At 67.8% G+C, this 19259-nt stretch carries 2 protein-coding genes (1 of these 2 running past the window's edge); both read left to right on the forward strand.

The annotated features are described in order from the left end of the window. On the forward strand, window positions 1–3389 hold the 3' portion of the coding sequence (locus WMF44_RS13580; RefSeq protein WP_437299546.1) for an amino acid adenylation domain-containing protein. The gene continues 3160 nt to the left of window position 1, outside the view; 3389 of the gene's 6549 nt are visible here — the last part of the coding sequence; its start codon lies off the left edge, out of view; it ends in the stop codon at window positions 3387–3389. After that, window positions 3386–19210, forward strand: a complete 15825-nt coding sequence (locus WMF44_RS13585) for a non-ribosomal peptide synthase/polyketide synthase (RefSeq protein ID WP_437299547.1) — start codon at window positions 3386–3388, stop codon at window positions 19208–19210. Before WMF44_RS13580 ends, WMF44_RS13585 begins: the two co-directional genes overlap by 4 nt. Window positions 19211–19259 lie beyond the last annotated feature (49 nt).

Below are 19259 nucleotides of genomic sequence, written 5' to 3' on the forward strand. Positions count from 1 at the left end.
TGCTCGGGTTTCAGATGATCGCGCTGGCCAGGAAATCGGGCGTCATGCTCGATATACAGGACCTGTTCGACCGTCACAGCATCGCCGAGCTATCGGCGTCGCTCGACACGGACGAAGCCGGCGACGGCGGGCGTGGAGGAGGCGACATCGAGGCCGTCGCGCGAGGCGGGCGGCTGCCCACCTCGTTCGGGCAGCGGCGTCTCTGGTTCTTGTGGCAGCTGTCGCCGGAGAGCGCGGCCTACAATGTGCCGATCGCCGTCAAGCTGCTGGGCGACCTCGAGATCGAGGCGCTTCAGAGCGCGTTCACGGCGCTCGTGTCCCGGCATGAGACGCTGCGAACCAGGTTCGAGCAAGAAGAAGGGCAGGTGTATCAGGTCGTCCTCGACGCCCATGCGGTCGAGATCCCCCTTCTCGATCTGAGCGGGCTCTCCGGCGTCGAGCGCGAGACGCGAGCGCGGGCTCTGGCGGAAGAGGAGGCGCGCCGCCCGTTCGATCTGCAGCGGGGCTGGCCGGTGCGGGTGGCGTTGCTGAAGCTCTCGGCCGAGGAGCACGTTCTGCTCGTGACGATGCACCACATCGTGTCGGACGGATGGTCGATGAACATCCTCGTGGAAGAGCTCGTGAAGCTCTATGGCGCGCATCGCGAGGCGAAGGCGGTCGAGCTGCCGAGCCTCCCGATACAGTACGCGGACTACGCCGTCTGGCAGCAGCGGTGGCTCGAGTCTGCCGAGTTCGAGCGGCAGCTCCAGTACTGGAAGGATCATCTGGGGCCGGAGCATACGGTGCTCGAGCTGGCCGCCGCGCATCCGCGCCCGGCCGTGCAGAGCTACCGAGGGGCGACGCTCCACGTCGAGCTCGGCGCCGAGCTGCTCGACCGCCTGAGAGCGCTCGCGCGAGAGAAGAGCGCGACCTTGTTCATGGTCCTGCTGGCGGCCTTCAAGGTGCTGCTGCACCGGTACTCGGGGCAAGAGCTGATCCGCGTCGGGGTCCCGCACGCGAACCGCAGTCATCCGCAGGTGGAGCCGCTCATCGGGTTCTTCGTGAACACGCACGTCCTGTGCACGAGGGTGAACGGCAGGACGACGTTCGAGGACTTGCTGCTGCAGGTGAGGGACGCTGTGCGTGGAGCGCAGGCGAACCAGAGCTTGCCTTTCGAGCAGCTCGTCGAGGCGCTCAACCCGCCGCGCAGCCTCAGCCACAACCCTTTGTTCCAGGTGCTCTACAACCACATCAAGCGGGAGCATCAGGCGCTGGGGCAGATGCCGGAGCTCACGGTCAAGAAGCTCGAGCAGGAGCCCGAGGCGACGCAGTTCGATCTCTCGATCGAGACGGAGGAGCAGGAGCGTTCGTTGCGCGCGAGCGTGACCTACAGCAAGGACCTCTTCGAGCGGGGGGGGATCGAGCGGCTCGTGTCGCACTGGAGGAACCTGCTCGACGCGGTCTTGTCGAACCCCGGCGCGCGCGTCGGAGAGCTCGCCCTGCTCGGCGAGTCGGAGCGCTCGGAGGCGCTCGTGACGTGGAACCAGACGCAGCATTCGTATCCGAGAGAGCGCTGCCTTCACGAGCTGATCGAGGAGCAGGTCGCCCGCACGCCGGAGGCGGTCGCGGTGTCGTACGGAGGACGGGCCTTGAGCTACGCAGCGTTGAATGCGCGAGCCAATCAGCTGGCGAGGAAGCTGCGCGAGCTCGGGGTCGGAGCGGACTCCCTGGTCGGCATCCATGTGGAGCGATCTCTGGAGATGATGGTCGGGCTCCTCGGGATCCTGAAGGCGGGTGGGGGGTACGTCCCGCTGGATCCGGAGTACCCGGCGGAGCGGCTCTCCACCATGGTGGAGGACGCGGAGCCAAAGGTGCTGCTGACGCAGGAGCGGCTGCTGGCGAGGGCGCCGAGCACGAGCGCCGCGGTGTGGTGCCTGGACCGGGACTGGGGTGAGGTGGAGGGTTATGACACCGAGGACCTGCCGAGCATCACGGCTCCGCAGAACCTCGTGTACTGCATCTACACCTCAGGATCGACCGGCAAGCCGAAGGGGGTGACGATCTGCCACCGCAGCCTCGTCAACTTCCTGAGCACGATGAAGGAGCGCCCCGGGGTGGGGCCGGAGGACCGGGTCCTGGGCTTGACGTCGCTGTCGTTCGACATCGCAGGGCTGGAGCTGTACCTGCCGCTGGTCGTGGGGGCGCGCGTGGTGCTGGTGGAGCGCGCGGCGGCGTCGGACGCAGAGGCGCTGATCGAGAGGGTGGCGAGCGAAGAGATCACGATCGTGCAGGCGACGCCGGCGACGTGGCGGATGCTGACCCGGTCGCGGGCCTTCGGCGCCATGCCGAGGTGCAAGGTGCTCTGCGGTGGGGAGGCGTTGCCGGAGGATCTTGCGCGAGAGCTCGTCCAGCGCTTCGAAGAGGTCTGGAACCTCTACGGTCCGACGGAGACCACGGTGTGGTCGTCCCGCCACGCGCTCGGCGTGAACAGCGCGGAGCCGCTGCTCGGGCGCCCGATCGGCAACACGGCGATCTACGTCCTCGACGAGGCGCTGAACCCTGTCCCGATAGGGGTCGCCGGGGATCTCTACATCGGCGGTGATGGGCTGGCACGTGGATACCATCGTCGCCCCGAGCTGACGGCGGAGCGCTTCGTGCCGAGCCCGTTCGGCGGCGCGTCCGGGGAGAGGCTGTACCGGACAGGGGATCTGGCGAGGTACCGCGCAGGAGGTGACATCGAGTACCTCGGCCGAAGCGACCATCAGGTGAAGGTCCGTGGGCACCGGATCGAGCTCGGCGAGATCGAGGCGAGCCTGCTCCGCGAGCAGAGGGTCAGGGAGGCGGTGGTCGTCGCACGGGAGGACGTGCCCGGCGAACGGCGGCTCGTCGCGTACGTCGTTCCGGCGCAGGCTGGGCTCACGTCGGCGGGGAGCGAGGAGACAGGGCGGTTCCGCGACGAGCTCCGCGCCGGCGTGAAGGCGGTGCTGCCCGAGTACATGGTGCCCGCCGTGTACGTGCTGCTCGACGGCTTGCCGCTGACCGCGAACGGGAAGGTGAACCGCAAGGCGCTCCCGGTGCCCGAGAGGAGCCATGTACAGACAGGCTATGTCGCACCCAGGAACGAGATCGAGCGAAAGCTGGCGGAGATCTGGTCCGACGTGCTCGGGGTCGAGCGCGTGGGGGTTCACGACAGGTTCTTCGATCTCGGCGGGCACTCGTTGTTGCTGACCCGGATGGCCTCACGGATCAGGGGCGACCTGGCCGTGGACCTGTCACTTCGTACTTTGTTCGAGGCTGGGTCGGTGGAGGAGCTCGCTCGTGTCGTGAGCCGAGATGCGAGCCAATCCGTCACAGACATCGACGTCGCTGCGATGTTCAAGAAGCTGGACGAGCTGGGGACTTCAGAATGAGCCACATCGATAACGCCGAGTCGACGCAGCTGAGGAAGGTCGCTGAACGCCTGTCGTCGCTGCCGGAGGACAAGCAGAGGCTGTTCGTCGAGTGGCTGACCGATCAAGGGATAGACGCGGCGCGGCTCCCGATCGTGGTGAACAAGCGGCCCGCCCGCGTGCCCCTCTCGTTCGCGCAGCAGCGTCTCTGGATCATCGATCAGCTGCAGCCAGGCACCCCGCTGTACAACATGCCGAGCGTGCTCACCCTGCGCGGTGAGCTCGACGTCGCGGCCCTCGAGGGCGCGATCGGCAAGCTGGTCGAGAGGCACGAGGCGCTGCGCACGACCTTCGCGGAGGAGGACGGGCATCCCGTCCAGGTGGTCTCCCCGACAGCGCCGGTCGCGCTCGCTCAGGTCGATCTGTCGGAGCTCTCGGAGGCAGAGCGCGCCTCGCGGGCGCGCGACCTGGCGAACGAGGAGGCCCGCCTCCCCTTCGTGCTGCAGCAGGGCCCGCTCCTGCGAGCGAAGCTCGTGCGGCTGTCCCGGCGAGAGCATCGTCTGCTGCTGACGATGCATCACATCATCACCGACGAGTGGTCCAACAATATCCTGATCGCGGAGTTCATGGAGCTCTATGACGCGATACAGAGCGGCCGCCGTCCTTCGCTGCCCAGCTTGCCGATCCAGTATGCCGATTACGCCCTATGGCAGCGGCGCTTGTCGGCCGGGCCGACAATGGAGAAGCAGCTGAGCTATTGGAGGACGGAGCTCGGGGCAGAGGAGTACGCGCTCGCGCTGCCGGCCGACGGGAAGCCGCCGGTGATCGCGGGGCATCGAGGCGCGGATCACTGGTTCGAGCTCGGGGGCGAGCTGACCGAGGCGCTCGCCGCGCTCGCGAAGCAGCACAACGCCACGTTGTTCATGACGGTGCTGGCCGGGTTCAGCCTCTTCTTGTCCCGTTACGCTGGGCAGAAGGACGTTCGCGTCGGCGTACCGGTGGCGAACCGTCATCGGGCGGAGATAGAAGGGGTGGTCGGCTTCTTCGTCAACGCGCAGGTGCTGCGGACCCTCGTTGACAGCTCGAGGAGCTTCTCCGAGCACATCGAGCGGGTCCGTCAGACGGTCGCCGGCGCTCAGTCCAACCAGGACTTGCCGTTCGAGCGGCTCGTCGAGGCGCTGCAGCCAGAGCGACGGAACGACAACTCACCGCTGTTCGACGTCCTGTTCTCGTGGCATCGAGAGGCCGACGAGCTCAGCCGCGCGATCCGCGGGCTCGAGGTGAGCTGGGAGCGGCCTGAGCAGCATGTCGCAAGGTTTGGCCTGACGTTGCACGTGACGGAGACGCCGCGGGGGCTTTCGTGCCGCTTCGTTTACCGGACGGACCTGTTCCGGGCGCAGACGATCGCGCGGATGGGCGAGACGCTGAGGGTGCTGCTCGCCGACGCCGTGGCGAAGCCGACTCGCCCGATCGGCGTGCTGCGCTGGATGGACGCCGCGGAGCAGGAGCAGGCGGTCGGGCGCTGGAGCGCCGGGCCGTTTGCTGGGGAAGAAAAGGGCGTTCATGAGCTGATCGGTCGCGCGGCGGCGCTGCGCCCTGGAGCGGTGGCGCTGCGGGTCGAGGGGCGGGCTCTGAGCTATGGGGAGCTGGAGCGGAGCGCGAACCGGCTTGGCAACTGGCTGCGCGCCCGGGGGATAGGGCGCGAGGCGCGTGTCGGGGTGTGTCTGCCGCGCGGCGCGTCGCTGATCGTGGGGCTGTACGGGGTGCTGAAGAGCGGAGCGGCGTACGTGCCGATGGAGCCGACGCTGCCCGAGGCACGGCTGCGCGAGATGGTGGAGGACAGCGGAGCGCGCGTGGTGCTGGGCGAGGAGAGCGTCCGGCGGGCGCTCGCGGGGCGGGACGTGGAGGTCGTGTCGCCGGACGCGGCGGAGGTCGCCCAGGGGCCGGAGGAGGCGCTCAGCGCGGAGGTGTCGCCCGATGAGGCGGCGTACGTGATCTACACGTCGGGGTCGACGGGGCGGCCGAAGGGCGTCGTGGTGACGCACCGAGGGGTCGTGAGCTACGTGCAGGCGCTGCTGGAGCGGCTGTCGCTGCCCGAAGCGGCCAGCATGGCGATGGTGTCGACGGTGGGGGCAGATCTGGGCAATACGGTGCTGTTCGGCGCGCTGTGCTCGGGCCGCCCGCTTCACCTGCTGTCGGAAGAGCGGGTGTTCGATCCGGACGCGATGGCGGCGTACATGCATGAGCACGGGGTGGATGTGCTCAAGATCGTGCCGAGCCATCTGAAGGGGTTGATGCACGCGGCGCGGCCGGAGCGCGTGCTGCCGCGGCACACGCTGGTGCTGGGAGGAGAAGCGACGCCGTGGGAGCTGGTGGAGAAGATCCAGCAGAGCGGCGGCTGCCGTATCGTCAATCACTACGGTCCGACGGAGACGACGGTGGGGGTGCTGACGCACGAGCACCGGGCGGAGCGAGCGGCGGAGAGCGTGACGCTGCCGCTGGGCCGCCCGCTGGCGAACAGCCAGGTCTACGTGCTCAGCGGCGACATGCAGCCGGTGCCGGTGGGCGTGATAGGAGAGATCTACATCGGGGGCGCCGGCCTGGCGCGCGGGTACCTGAACCGCGCGGAGCTGACGGCGGAGCGCTTCGTGCCGAACCCGTACGGCAGCCGTGGAGAGAGGCTGTACCGGACGGGGGACCGAGCGCGCACGCTCGAGGATGGGAGCATCGAGTTCCTGGGGCGCGCCGACAATCAGGTGAAGGTGCGCGGCTACCGCGTCGAGCTCGGGGAGGTGCGCGCGGCGCTGCTCTCGGCGTCGTCCGCGGTGGCGGACGCGCATGTGCTCGTGCGCGAAGGTCAGGCGGGGAACGCGCGGCTCGTGGCGTACGTCATCGGGAAGGATGGATATCGGGACAGCGACGCGCTTCGGGCGGCGCTTGAAGCGCGGCTGCCGGAGCACATGGTGCCTGCCGAATACGTCTGGCTGGAGAGCTTCCCGCTGACGGCGAACGGCAAGCTGGACCAGCGGGCGCTGCCCGCCCCGGGGAACGTGGAGACGCAGGTCGTGCTGCCGCGGAACGAGCTGGAGGAGAAGCTCGTCCAGATCTGGCGTGAGCTCCTGAAGGTCGAGCGCGTCGGCATCCACGACAGCTTCTTCAAGCTCGGGGGGGACTCCATCCTGGCGCTCCAGGCCGTCTCTCGCGCGAGGAAGGTCGGGATCAAGCTCACACCGAAGCAGCTGTTTGAACATCAGACGGTCGCCGAGGCGGCGAGGGTCGCGACGCCTCTCGTCACCGCGCGCGCCGCGCGCGAGGGCTCGGGCGAGAGCGCGGCAGGGGACGTGGAGCTGACGCCTATCCAGAGGTGGTTCTTCGAGCAGGAGATCCCGGCGCCGCATCACTGGAACCAGTCGCTGCTGCTGGAAGTGCGGGGTGATCTGGATGTCGCGCTCTTGGAGAGCGCGCTCCAGCGGCTCGCCGTTCACCACGACGCGCTCAGGCTGCGCTACCGCAGGGAGGGAGGCCAGTGGAAGCAGCGCTATGGCACGGGGGCACAGCCGGTCTTCGCTCGTCGTGTCGATCTGAGCGCCGAAACCGATGTCGCGGCGGCGATCGGACGCGCGGTGGAGGCCGCGCAGCGCAGCCTCGATCTGGCGAAGGGGCCGCTGCTGCGAGCCGTGTACATGGATCTCGGAGGGCAGCCGGGCCGACTGCTGCTGACCATCCATCACCTGGTGGTCGACGGCGTGTCCTGGCGAGTCCTCCTGGAAGATCTGCGAACGGCGTACCAGCAGCTGAAGGCCGGCGATGAGGTGGTGCTGCCCGAGAAGACCAGCTCGTTCAAGCAGTGGTCGCAGGCGGTGGCCAGGCACGCCCGGCGTGAGACGATCGGAGAGGAGCTGGCGTACTGGCAGCGCGTGGTCCAAGGGACGGAGCCGAGCCTGCCAGCCGCGAACCCACGGGGGATAAACAGCGTGGGCTCGGCGAGGGTGGTCAGCGTCGAGCTGGATGAATCCGACACGCATCGGCTGCTCTCGGAGGCCACACGCGCCTATCGCACCCAGGTCAATGACCTGCTGCTCACAGCGCTGTCGCACGCGCTCTGCGAGTGGGGTCGACGAGACAGCGTGCTCATCGAGCTGGAGGGCCACGGCAGAGAGGATCTCTTCGAGGGGATCGACGTCACCCGCACCGTCGGCTGGTTCACGACCCTGTATCCCGTCCGGTTGACGCCAGAGAGCGGCGATCTCGGCCGATCCATCAAGGGCATCAAGGAGCAGCTGAGGAGCGTTCCGAACAAGGGATTCGGCTACGGGGTGCTGCGCTTCCTGAGCGCCGGCGGGAGGACGCTCGCGGAAGGCGCCAACCCGCAGGTCACGTTCAACTACCTCGGACGGTTCGAACACCTCTTCGAGGGCGATGCGCTGTTCCGTATAGCGAAGGAGCCCGCTGCTCGGCCCCGGGACCCCGAGAGCGCGCGGCGCACCTGGCTGGCCGTCGAGGCCTTGATCCATGATGGGCAGCTCAGGATCGACTTCGTCTATAGCTCGGCGATTCATGAGGACGCGCATGTGAAGTCCCTCGCGGATCTCTGGCTTCATCATTTGCAGACGATCCTGGAGCACTGCGCCACGGTCCAGCTCGGAGGAGCGACGTCATCGGATTTCCCGCTGCTGCGCGCGCCTCAGGCCGCCATCGATTCCATCGGGATCGATCTCCGGAACGTGGAGGACATCTACCCGATGACGCCCATGCAGCAGGGCCTGATGATGCACTCCCTGCTGAGCGCCGGGTCCGGCGTCTACCACATGCAGAACGTCTATCGGGTCAAGAGGCCGCTCGACCCGAGCGCGTTCGTCGAGGCCTGGAGCCGCGTCGTGCAGCGGCATCCGATCCTGCGCACGGCGTTCGTTCTTCATGAAGGCATCGGATCGGTTCAGATCGTGTACGGAGACGTGAGCGCGTGGTCCGAGTGCTTGGACTGGAGGACGCTCGGGGACGAAGAGCGGGCCGAGGCGCTCGACAGGATCCTCGAGGACGAGCTGAGGCTGGGCTTCGACCTGTCGAAGCCACAGCTGTTCAGGATGCGGCTCATCCACGTGAGCGAGAGCGAGATGTACATCACGAGCAGCTACCATCACATCCTGGTGGATGCGTGGTGCAGCTCGCTCGTGCTGCGTGATTTCGCCGCCTGTTATCAGGCCATCGTCGAGGGACGAGAGCCGAAGCTGCCGTCCGTGCCGCGCTTCAGGGCGTACGTGGAATGGCTGATGCGAAGGGACGCCGACGAAGCGCGCGCGTTCTGGAGACAGGAGCTGGAGGGTCTGCAGTACCCCACGCCGCTCCCCTTCACCACCGTGTCGGACGAAGGCGAGCTGTCGAATCGACAGGTCGGCGACTGTCACGTCCACTTGACTGAAGAGTCGACGGCGCGGATCCTGGCGTCGTCGAAGCGCTGGGGGCTGACGCCGAACACCCTCGTTCAGGCCGCCTGGGCGCTGGTGCTCTCCCGCCACTCCGGTCTGGATGACGTCGTGTTCGGCGTGACGGTCGCCGGACGCCCGGCGGATCTGGACGGGGTGGAAGCCATCGTCGGGCTATTCATTCACAGTATCCCTCTCCGTGTCCGGGTGGACCGGAGGAAGGACATTTCATCCTGGATTCGTGAAGTCTTTCAGAAGAACGCGCAGATCCGTCCGTTCGAGTACCTGCCGCTCACGGATATCCGGTTGTGCAGCGCGGTGCGTGGGACATCTCTGTTTCACAGTCTCCTCGTCTTCGAGAACGCGCCGATCGACGCGGAGGCCGCCGAGGGGGCGGCTGCCTTCGCGCTGGAGAGCGTCAGAAGCCGGACCCACACCAATTACCCGGTGACGATCGAGGTGTTCCCGGGCAGTCGCTTCCGGATCCGGCTCTCGTATCATCGTGAGATCCTCGGCGGGGAGGAAGCGGAGGCGCTCCTCCGGCACCTGCAGGGGGCGCTGGAGCAGCTGGCGGACGGCTCCGACAAGCGCGTTGAAGACATCTCGATCGCCAGCGAGGTCGAGCGGAAGGTCCTCGAGGGGACCAACGCGACGCGAATGGAGTATCCAGCGGATCGTTGCCTGCACGAGCTGATCGAGCAGCAGGTGAGGCGCACGCCGGAGGCCATCGCGGCGTCGTACGAGGGCGAGCTCCTGAGCTACGCGGCGCTGAACGCGAGGGCCAATCAGGTGGCGCGGAGGCTGCGCGCGCTCGGCGTCGGGCCGGGCGTGCTGGTCGGCATGTTCGTTGAGCGGTCCCTCGAGATGATGATCGGGCTTCTCGGGATCTTGAAGGCGGGCGGCGGTTATGTGCCGCTGGATCCAGAGTATCCGGCGGAGCGCCTCGCCTACATGGTGCGCGACGCGCAGCCGACGGTGCTCTTGACGCAGGAGCGATTGCTGGAGAGGGCGCCCAGCACGCAGGGCGTGGTGTGGTGCCTCGACCGTGACTGGATCGAGGCGGATGGCCTCGGGACGGGCGACCTGCCGAGCCTGACACACCCGGAAGATCTGGCGTACTGCATCTATACTTCAGGCTCCACCGGCAGGCCGAAGGGGGTCGTCGTCTGCCACCGCTCCGTCGTCAACTTCCTGAGCACGATAAGGGAGAGCCCCGGTCTCGATGCCAGCGATCGGGTCCTGGGTCTGACCTCGCTGTCGTTCGACATCGCGGGGCTGGAGCTGTACCTGCCGCTCCTCGTGGGAGCGCGCGTGGTTCTGGTCGGGCGAGAGGCGGCATCGGACGCCGAGGCGCTCCTGGAGCACGTGGGGAGGGAGGGCATCACGGTCATGCAGGCGACGCCCGCGACGTGGCGGATGTTGAGCCAATCGCCGGGGTTCGGCGCGATGCCGAGATGCAAGGTGCTGTGCGGAGGAGAGGCTCTGCCGGCGGATCTGGCGGGCAGGTTGATCCAGCACGCGGGCCGCGTCTGGAACCTGTACGGCCCCACGGAGACGACGATCTGGTCGTCGCGCCACGCGCTCGACAGCGATCGCCCCGAGCCGCTCCTCGGGCGTCCTATCGGGAACACGACGATGTTCGTGCTGGACGAGAGGATGAGTCCGGCGCCCGTGGGCGTGGTGGGAGAGCTCTACATCGGCGGAGATGGGCTGGCTCGAGGCTATCTCCATCACCCTGAGCTGACGGCCGTGCGCTTCGTTCCGAACCCGTTCGGCGGGGTGGCCGGCGAGAGGTTGTACCGGACAGGGGACCTCGTGAGGTATCGCCCGGACGGGTGCATCGAGTACATCGGCAGGTGCGACCATCAGGTCAAGATCCGAGGGCACCGCATCGAGCTCGGAGAGATCGAGGCACGGCTCCTGGAGCAGGACGGGGTGCGCGCGGCCGTGGCGGTCGCGCGCGAGGACGCACCCGGAACGAAGCGGCTTGTCGCGTATGTGGTGCCGGCGCTGGCCGGCCTGGAGTCGGAGACCGGCGAAGCGCCGCGGCGCTTCCGCGAGGAGCTCCACCAGGCGCTGAAGGCGGCGCTGCCCGAGTACATGGTGCCGTCCGTTTATGTGCTGCTGGCGGAGCTCCCGCTGACGGCGAACGGCAAGGTGAACCGCAACGCGCTGCCTCTGCCCAGGGAGAGCCAGGTGCAGAAGGACTACGTTGCGCCGAGGAGCGAGCTGGAAAAGCGCCTCCTCGAGATCTGGTCCGAGGTGCTCGGCGTCGAGCGCATCGGCGTCCGCGACAGCTTCTTCGAGCTCGGGGGCCACTCGCTCCTGGTCGCCCAGGTGGTGTCGCGCGTGCGAAAGCAGCTCGACGTGGAGTTGCCGCTGCGGGCCCTGTTCGAGGCGAGGACGGTCGTCGAGCTCGCCGCTCGGGTCGAGCAGGCGCAGCGAGAGGGCGTGAAGAGCCGGAGGCCGCCGCTCCGCCCCGTGGGCCGTGATCGACGGTTGCCGCTCTCCTACGCGCAGCAGCGGCTGTGGTTCCTCTGGCAGCTTTCGCCGGAGAGCGCGGCGTACAACATCGCGAGGGTCGTGCGGCTCCGGGGAGACTGGAAGCTGGACGCGCTGACAAGGACGTTCTCTACCCTGGTCGCGCGGCACGAGGCGCTCCGTACGAGGTTCGAGCAAGAGGCGGGGCAGGGCTACCAGGAGGTCGTCGACGCCGGCAACGTCGAGGTGGTGGTCGTGGATCTTCGCGGCGTCGCGGAGAGCGACCGAGAGAACCGAGCTCGCGAGCAGGCGAAGGAGGAGATCGGTCGCCCGTTCGATCTCCCCGCCGGCTCCCTCCTGCGCGTCAAGGTGCTGAGGCTCGCGGATCAGGAGCACGTGCTCGTGGTGACGATGCACCACATCGTGTCGGACGCGTGGTCGATGAACGTGCTCGTGGAGGAGTTTGCGCGCCTGTACAGGTCCGTGAGCGAGGGGGTCGAGCCGGAGCTGCCGAGCCTTCCGATCCAGGTCGCAGACTACGCCGTGTGGCAGCGAGCGTGGTTGGAATCGGGAGAGCTCCGGCGTCAGCTCGCGTACTGGGAAGCACAGCTCGGAACGCAGCATCCGATGCTGGAGCTGCCGTCGGATCGCCCGCGACCGGCCTTCCAGAGCCATCGAGGTGCGACTTGTCGGTTCGAGGTCGACCCGGTCTTGCTGCGCCGCTTGAGGGACCTCGCGCACGCGAAGCAAGCGACCTTGTTCGTGGTGCTGCTGGCTGCGTTCAAGGTGCTCTTGTATCGTTACTCCGGACAGAACGAGATTCGGGTGGGGGTGCCCATCGCGAACCGTGCCGCGGTGGAGGTGGAGCGGGTCGTCGGCCTCTTCGTCAACACGCAGGTGCTGCGATCGGATGTCCGGTGGAGCATGAGCTTCGGGGAGATGCTGGACGCCGTGAGGGCGGCGGCGCTCGAGGCTCAGATGAACCAGGATCTCCCGTTCGAGCACCTGGTCGAGGCGCTGAACCCGCAGCGGAGCATGAGCCACAACCCGCTGTTCCAGGTGATGTTCAATCATCAGCGAGCGAGACGGACGCCGCTGGACACGCCGGCAGGCCTTCGGATCGAGGACGTGGATCTCGGCGGCGGGACGACCCAGTTCGATCTGACGCTCGCGACAGAAGAGGACGAGTCTGGGCTGCACGCGTCGCTGACGTACAGCACCGACCTGTTCGACGGCGCGACGATCGACCGGATGGCGCGGCACTGGATGAACCTGCTCGGGGCCATCGTGTCGAACCCGGACGCGCGCGTCGGTCGGCTGCCCCTGCTCGACGCGTCGGAGCGCTCGGACGTGCTCGAGATGTGGAACGGGGCGCGGAACGAGGTCCCGGCAGAGCCCCGAGCCATGCTGGCGAAGGGCGCCGCGGACGCGGAGCTCCGACCCATGTCAGCCCAGCGCTGCCTGCACCAGCTGATCGAGGAGCAGGCTGGGCGCACTCCGGCAGCTACGGCGGTGTCGTGCGACGGCGACGCCCTGACGTACGCCGAGCTGAACGCGCGAGCAAACCGGCTGGCGAGCAAGCTGCGAGAGCTCGGGGTGGGGCCGGATGTCCTCGTGGGCATCTGCGTGGAGCGCTCGATCGAGATGGTCATCGGCCTGCTGGCGATCCTGAAGGCTGGCGGCGCGTATCTGCCGCTCGATCCGGATTATCCGCCTGAGCGGCTCGCGTACATGGTGAGCGACGCGCGACCCCGGGTGGTCCTGACGCAGGCCGCGCTCCTCGGGAGGCTCCCGGAGGGGGACAGCGCGGTCTGGTGCCTGGACCGCGACGTCCGCGAGATCGAGGGCTACAGCGGAGAGGATCTGGAGACCTCGACCCACCCGGAGAACCTCGCCTATTGCATCTACACGTCGGGCTCCACCGGCAGGCCGAAGGGGGCGCTGCTCTCCCACCACAACGTGCTGCGGTTGTTCGAGGTGACGGAGGCGTCGTTCCGCTTCAACGCCTCCGACGTGTGGACGCTGTTTCATTCGTACGCCTTCGACTTTTCGGTGTGGGAGATCTTCGGGGCGCTGCTCCACGGCGGGAAGCTGGTCGTCGTCCCCTATTACACGAGTCGCTCGGCAGACGAGTTCTATCAGCTCTTGTGTCGGGAAGGCGTGACCGTGCTGAACCAGACGCCATCGGCGTTCCGCCAGCTCATGCACGTGGCGGAGCTGCGGGGGGACGCCGCGCCGAGACCGCCGCTGCGCTACGTCGTGTTCGGCGGTGAAGCGCTGGAGGTGGGCAGCCTGGGCCCGTGGTTCGCGCGCTTCGGGGACCGGTCACCGCAGCTCGTCAACATGTACGGCATCACGGAGACGACGGTCCATGTGACCTATCGACCCTTGACCGCGCAGGACGCGCGGGGCGCCTCCGTGAGCCCGATCGGCCGGCCGATCGGGGACCTCACCTGGTACCTGCTCGACGCGGAGCTCAAGCCAGTCCCGGCCGGCGTCGTGGGTGAGCTCTATGTCGGAGGAGCCGGGTTGGCGCGTGGATACCTGAACCGGCCGGAGCTCACGGCGGAGCGCTTCGTGCCGAACCCGTTCTGCGAGGCGCCCGGCGAGCGCCTGTACCGGACAGGAGATCTGGCGAAGTACCGAGCGGATGGCGCCGTCGAGTACATCGGGCGAATCGATCATCAGGTCAAGATTCGCGGGTACAGGATCGAGCTCGGGGAGATCGAGGCGCGGCTCGCCGAGCAGAGCGGGGTGAAGCGAGCCGTTGTCCTCGGGCGTGAGGGCGACGGGGGAGAGAAGCGGCTCGTGGCGTACGTGGTCCCGGCGCAGGCTGGCCTCTCGTCCGCGGCGGCCGAGGAGGCCCGGGGCTTCCGTGACAGGCTCCGCGCGGCGCTCCTCGCGGCGCTCCCGGAGTACATGGTGCCGGCCGCGTATGTGCTCCTGGATGAGCTACCGCTGACCTCGAACGGGAAGGTGGATCGCGCGGCGTTGCCCCTGCCTCAAGGGGACCAGGTGCAGAGGAGCTACGTCGCGCCGAGGAGCGAGCTCGAACGGAAGCTGGCCGAGATCTGGTCCGAGGTGCTCGGCGTGGAGAGCGCGGGCATCCACGATGACTTCTTCGAGCTGGGAGGGCATTCGCTGCTGGCGACTCAGGTGATCTCGCGGGTCAGGAGCGCCCTCGAGGTGGAGCTGCCGCTGCGGGCGCTGTTCGAGGGACGGACTCTGGTCGAGTTCGCCGGGCGCGTCGAGGAGGCTGTCGCTCTCGGCGCGAAGGGCCCTCGCTCGACCCTCGTTCGTGTGGACCGAGGGCAGCGCCAGCCGCTCTCTTATGCACAGCAGCGACTGTGGTTCCTGTGGCAACTGGAGCCGGAGAGCGCGGCGTACAACGTGCCGTTCGCCGTGAAGCTCGTGGGAGGGGTGAACCCGGAGGCCCTGGCGGACACCTTCGCTGCGCTGGTCGAGCGTCACGAGGCGCTGCGCACGACGTTCGGGCAGGAGGACGGACAGGGCTACCAGGTGATCCGCGATGCCGCTCGGCTGGCCATCCCCAGGGTGGACCTCCGCGGGCTCCCGGGCGCAGAGCGCGAGCGGCGCGCGCGCGAGCTGGCCGAAGAGGAGGCCTCTCGGCCGTTCGACCTCGAGCGAGACGAGCTGCTTCGGGTGACGTTGCTGGAGCTCTCGGACAGCGAGCATGTGCTGCTCGTGACGATGCACCATATCGTGTCCGACGGCTGGTCGATGAGCATCCTGGTCAAGGATTTCGTCACGCTGTATCGTGCGTACAGCGAGGGCCGGTCGCCGGCGTTGTCGAGCTTGCCGGTACAGTATGTCGACTACGCGTCATGGCAGCGTCGACGGTTCGAGTCAGGGGAGCTCGCAGGGCAGCTCGCGTACTGGAAGGAGCGGCTCGGGACCGAGCACCCGGTGCTCTCGCTGCCGGCGGATCACCCGAGGCCCTCGGCGCAGAGCTACCGCGGCGCGAAGCACAGCTTCGAGCTCTCCACCGAGCTCTCCGGACGGCTGAGGGCGCTGGCGCAGGAGCGGGGCGCCACGCTGTTCATGGTGCTCCTCGCGGCGTTCAAGGTGCTCCTCCATCGGTACTCAGCGGAGGAGGAGATCCGCGTCGGCGTGCCGAACGCGAACCGCAACCACCTGGAGGTGGAGCCGCTGATCGGGGTCTTCGTCAATACGCATGTGCTTCGAACCCACCTCGACGCAGGCCTGAGCTTTGAAGACGCGCTGGAGAGGGTGAAGGACGCCGTGCTCGGAGCGCAGGCGCATCAGGACGTGCCGTTCGAGAAGCTCGTCGAGGCGCTCAACCCGGAGAGGAGCTTGAGCCGCACACCTCTGTTCCAGGTGATGCACAATCACGAGCGGCGATCGTACGAGGCCCTCGGTGAGCTGGATGAGCTCAGGATGGAGGCGCTCGAGCTCAAGGGCGGCACGACGCAATTCGACATGTCCCTGGACACGGCGGAAGAGGGGGACAGGCTGTACGCGTCGTTCACATACAGCACGGACCTGTTCGAGCGCGGGACGATCGAGCGGATGGCGGAGCACTGGAGGGTGCTGCTCGAGTCGATCACCTCCGTTCCAGAGGAGAGGATCGGCCGGCTTCCGCTGCTGAGCGACGCGGAGCGTACGGCGCTGATCCGGAAGGGGAGAGCGACGCGCGACGGCGCTGCTGCTCGCCAGGAGCGTCGCGCGTGGACGTCCTACGCGAGCCTGTTCGAGGAGCGGGTCGCTCGGCACCCTGACCGGGTGGCCGCTGCGGACGGCGCGCGAGCGCTGACGTTCTCCGAGCTGAACATCGCCAGCAACCGCGTCGCGCACGCGCTGATCGGCGAGGGGGTGGGCCTGGACGACGTGGTGGCGATCCTGGACGACCGGAGCGTCGATCTGCTCAGCATGATCCTCGGGACGCTCAAGGCAGGGGCCGGGTACCTTCCGCTGGACCCACGCCATCCAGCTCAGCGCGTCCGCCAGATCCTGGAGTCCGGCCGCCCGCGCGTGGTGCTGGCGACCGAATCCTTCCGGCTCCTCTTGCAAGAAGCATTGTCGTCCGCCTCAGGGGACGACCTCCCCAAGGTGATGTTCCTGGAGTCGATGCGCCGGATGGCGCTGCCCGAGCATGACCCGGGAATCTACAGCGGACCGGCGAACCTCGCCTATGTCATCTACACCTCTGGGTCCACCGGGAGGCCCAAGGGCGTCATGGTGGAGCAGCGCGGCATGTTGAACAACCAGCTGAGCAAGGTCCCGTACCTCGACCTGGGGGAGCGAGACGTGATCGCGCAGACGGCGTCACAGTGCTTCGACATCTCTGTATGGCAGTTCCTCACGGGGCCGCTCTGCGGCGCGCGCGTCGAGATCGTGCCTGACGACGTTGCGCATGACGGCGTGGCGTTGTTCGACTACGTGACCCGGCGCGGAATCACGGTGCTGGAGAGCGTCCCGGGTCTGATCCGGAGCGCGCTGTCCAGCGGATCTCTGCCGAGCGCGGCGCGGCTCCCGCTCCGCTGGCTGCTCCCGACGGGAGAGGCCCTTCCGGTCGAGGTGGCCGAGATGTGGTTCGACCAGTACCGAGGGGTGCCGCTGGTCAACGCCTACGGTCCGGCGGAATGCTCGGATGACGTCGCGCTGTATACCCTGCGTGGCGCTCCGGAGGAGAAGACGCCGTATGTGGCCGTCGGCTTCCCCGTGGACGGCACCGAGCTGTACATCGTCGATCAGCACCTCGATCTGGTGCCGGCGGGCGTGACGGGCGAGCTCTGCGTGGCGGGCGTCGGCGTCGGACGCGGCTACCTGCAGGACGCGGCGCGGACCGCGGAGTCGTACGTCGCAAACCCCTTCAGCGACACCCCCGGACAGCGGATGTACCGAACCGGGGATCTGGCGCGCTACAGGCCAGACGGCGTGATCGAGTACGTTGGCCGGAAGGATCATCAGGTCAAGATCCGAGGCTACCGCGTCGAGCCCGGAGAGATCGAAGCCCGGCTGCTTCAGGCGGATGAGGTCGAGGATGCGGTGGTCGTCCTCCGGGAGGACACGCCCGCGGAGAAGCGGCTCGTGGCGTACGTCGTCCCGAAGCAGCCGAGCCTCGCGTCTCCGGGGACGGAAGACGAGGCGCGCCTCCGCGAGGCGCTCCGCGCGCAGCTGAAGGCGGCGGTGCCGGAGTACATGGTGCCGAGCTTCTTTGTCCTGCTGGAGAGGCTCCCGCGGACACCGAACGGCAAGGTCGATCGCAAGGCGCTGCCGGCGCCCGATCTGACCCATGTGCAGAAGCCTTATATCGAAGCTCGTGGCGAGATCGAGGCGGCGCTCGCGGCGATCTGGCGAGAGGCTCTCCACATCGAGAGGGTTGGCCTCCACGACAACTTCTTCGAGCTCGGCGGCGACTCGATCGTGGCCCTCATGGTGGTGGGCAAGGCGCGGAACATCGGTATCCGCATCACGCCGAAGGATCTGTTCCAGCACCAGACGCTCGAGGCGCTGGCCGCGGTAGCGGGGGCGATGGCGCCGGCGAGCGTCGAGCAGGATCACGCGTCGGGAGAGGTCGGCCTCACGCCCATCCAAGGCTGGTTCTTCGAGCAGCAGCTGGCCGAGATGCACCACTGGAACCAGTCGGTGCTGCTGGAGATCCACGGGCGCTTCGACGTCGACCTGCTGAAAAGAGCGCTCGACCAGATCGTCGAGCACCACGACGCGCTGCGGCTTCGGTATCGACTGGAAGGAGGCCGCTGGAAGCAGTGGTACAGCGAATCGAACCAGCCGGAGACGTGCTGGCGCGTGGACCTGAGCGGCGAGCCGGACGTCGCCGCGGCGATCACGCGCACGGCGAATGAAGCGCAGCGCAGCCTCCATCTGGAGGAAGGGCCGCTGTTGCGGGCCGTGTACATGGATCTCGGAGCTGCGCGCCCGGGACGCCTGCTCCTGGTGATTCACCACATGATCGTCGACGGCGTTTCATGGAGAATCCTGCTGGAGGACCTCCAGGTGGTGTACGAGGGGCTCCTGTCCGGCGTGCCCGCTCGTCTGCCGGTCAAGAGCAGCTCGTTCCGGCGCTGGTCCCGGGTGCTGGAGGAGCACGCGGAGCGCGGCGGCTTCGATCGGGAGCTGGAGTACTGGCGAGGCGTGGTGGGACAGGCGCCGGCCGAGCTGCCGGCGATGAACCCGAGAGGGGAGAACCTGGTGGCCCTGGCTCGCACGACGACCGTGGAGCTCGACGCCGCCGAGACGGCGCGGCTCTTGACCCAGGCCCCTCACGCGTACCGGACGCAGGTGAACGACCTCTTGCTGACCGCGCTGGCGTACACGCTGTGCGAGTGGTCCGCCGAGGAGAGCGTGCTCATCGAGCTCGAAGGGCACGGGAGGGAGGATCTGTTCGAGGGCCTGGACGTCACGCGGACCGTGGGGTGGTTCACCTCGGTATATCCGGTCCGGCTGACGCCGGATCGAGGCGGCCTGGACGCCTCGATCAAGAGCATCAAGGAACAGCTGCGGCAGGTGCCGAACAAGGGCATCGGGTATGGGGTGCTGCGTTACCTGAGCGAGAAAGGGAGCGATCTGGCCACCGGTCCCGAGCCGCGGGTCAGCTTCAACTACCTCGGACAGTTCGATCAGGTGCTCGGAGCGGGCGGGATGTTTCGACCGGCCTCGGAGTCCACGGGGACGTCGAGGGGCGGAGGAAATGCCCGTGACCGATGGCTGGAGGTCAACGGCATGGTGGCGGGCGGGCGCCTCTTGCTGGAATGGACCTTCAGCGCGGCCATCCACGACACGAGGCAGATCGAGCTCCTGGCGGAGCGATACATTCACTGGCTGCAAGAGCTGATCCGGCATTGCGTGAGTGAGGACGCCGGAGGCGTCACTCCCTCGGACTTCCCGGAGGTCGCCCTCGCTCAGGACGAGCTGAACTCGCTCTTTGACGACTGAGCCCCGCGGCATCGGTGGCATCGCGGCATCGCGGCATCGCCCTAATTAC

The organism is Sorangium sp. So ce426 (genome assembly GCF_051475585.1).
In the GTDB taxonomy this organism is placed as follows: domain Bacteria; phylum Myxococcota_A; class Polyangia; order Polyangiales; family Polyangiaceae; genus Sorangium; species Sorangium cellulosum_B.

What these genes read in the sequence shown, in the direction of transcription:
- WMF44_RS13585 (WP_437299547.1), top strand. Translation starts at nt 3,386, where the DNA reads ATGAGCCACATCGATAACGCCGAGTCGACGCAGCTGAGGAAGGTCGCT.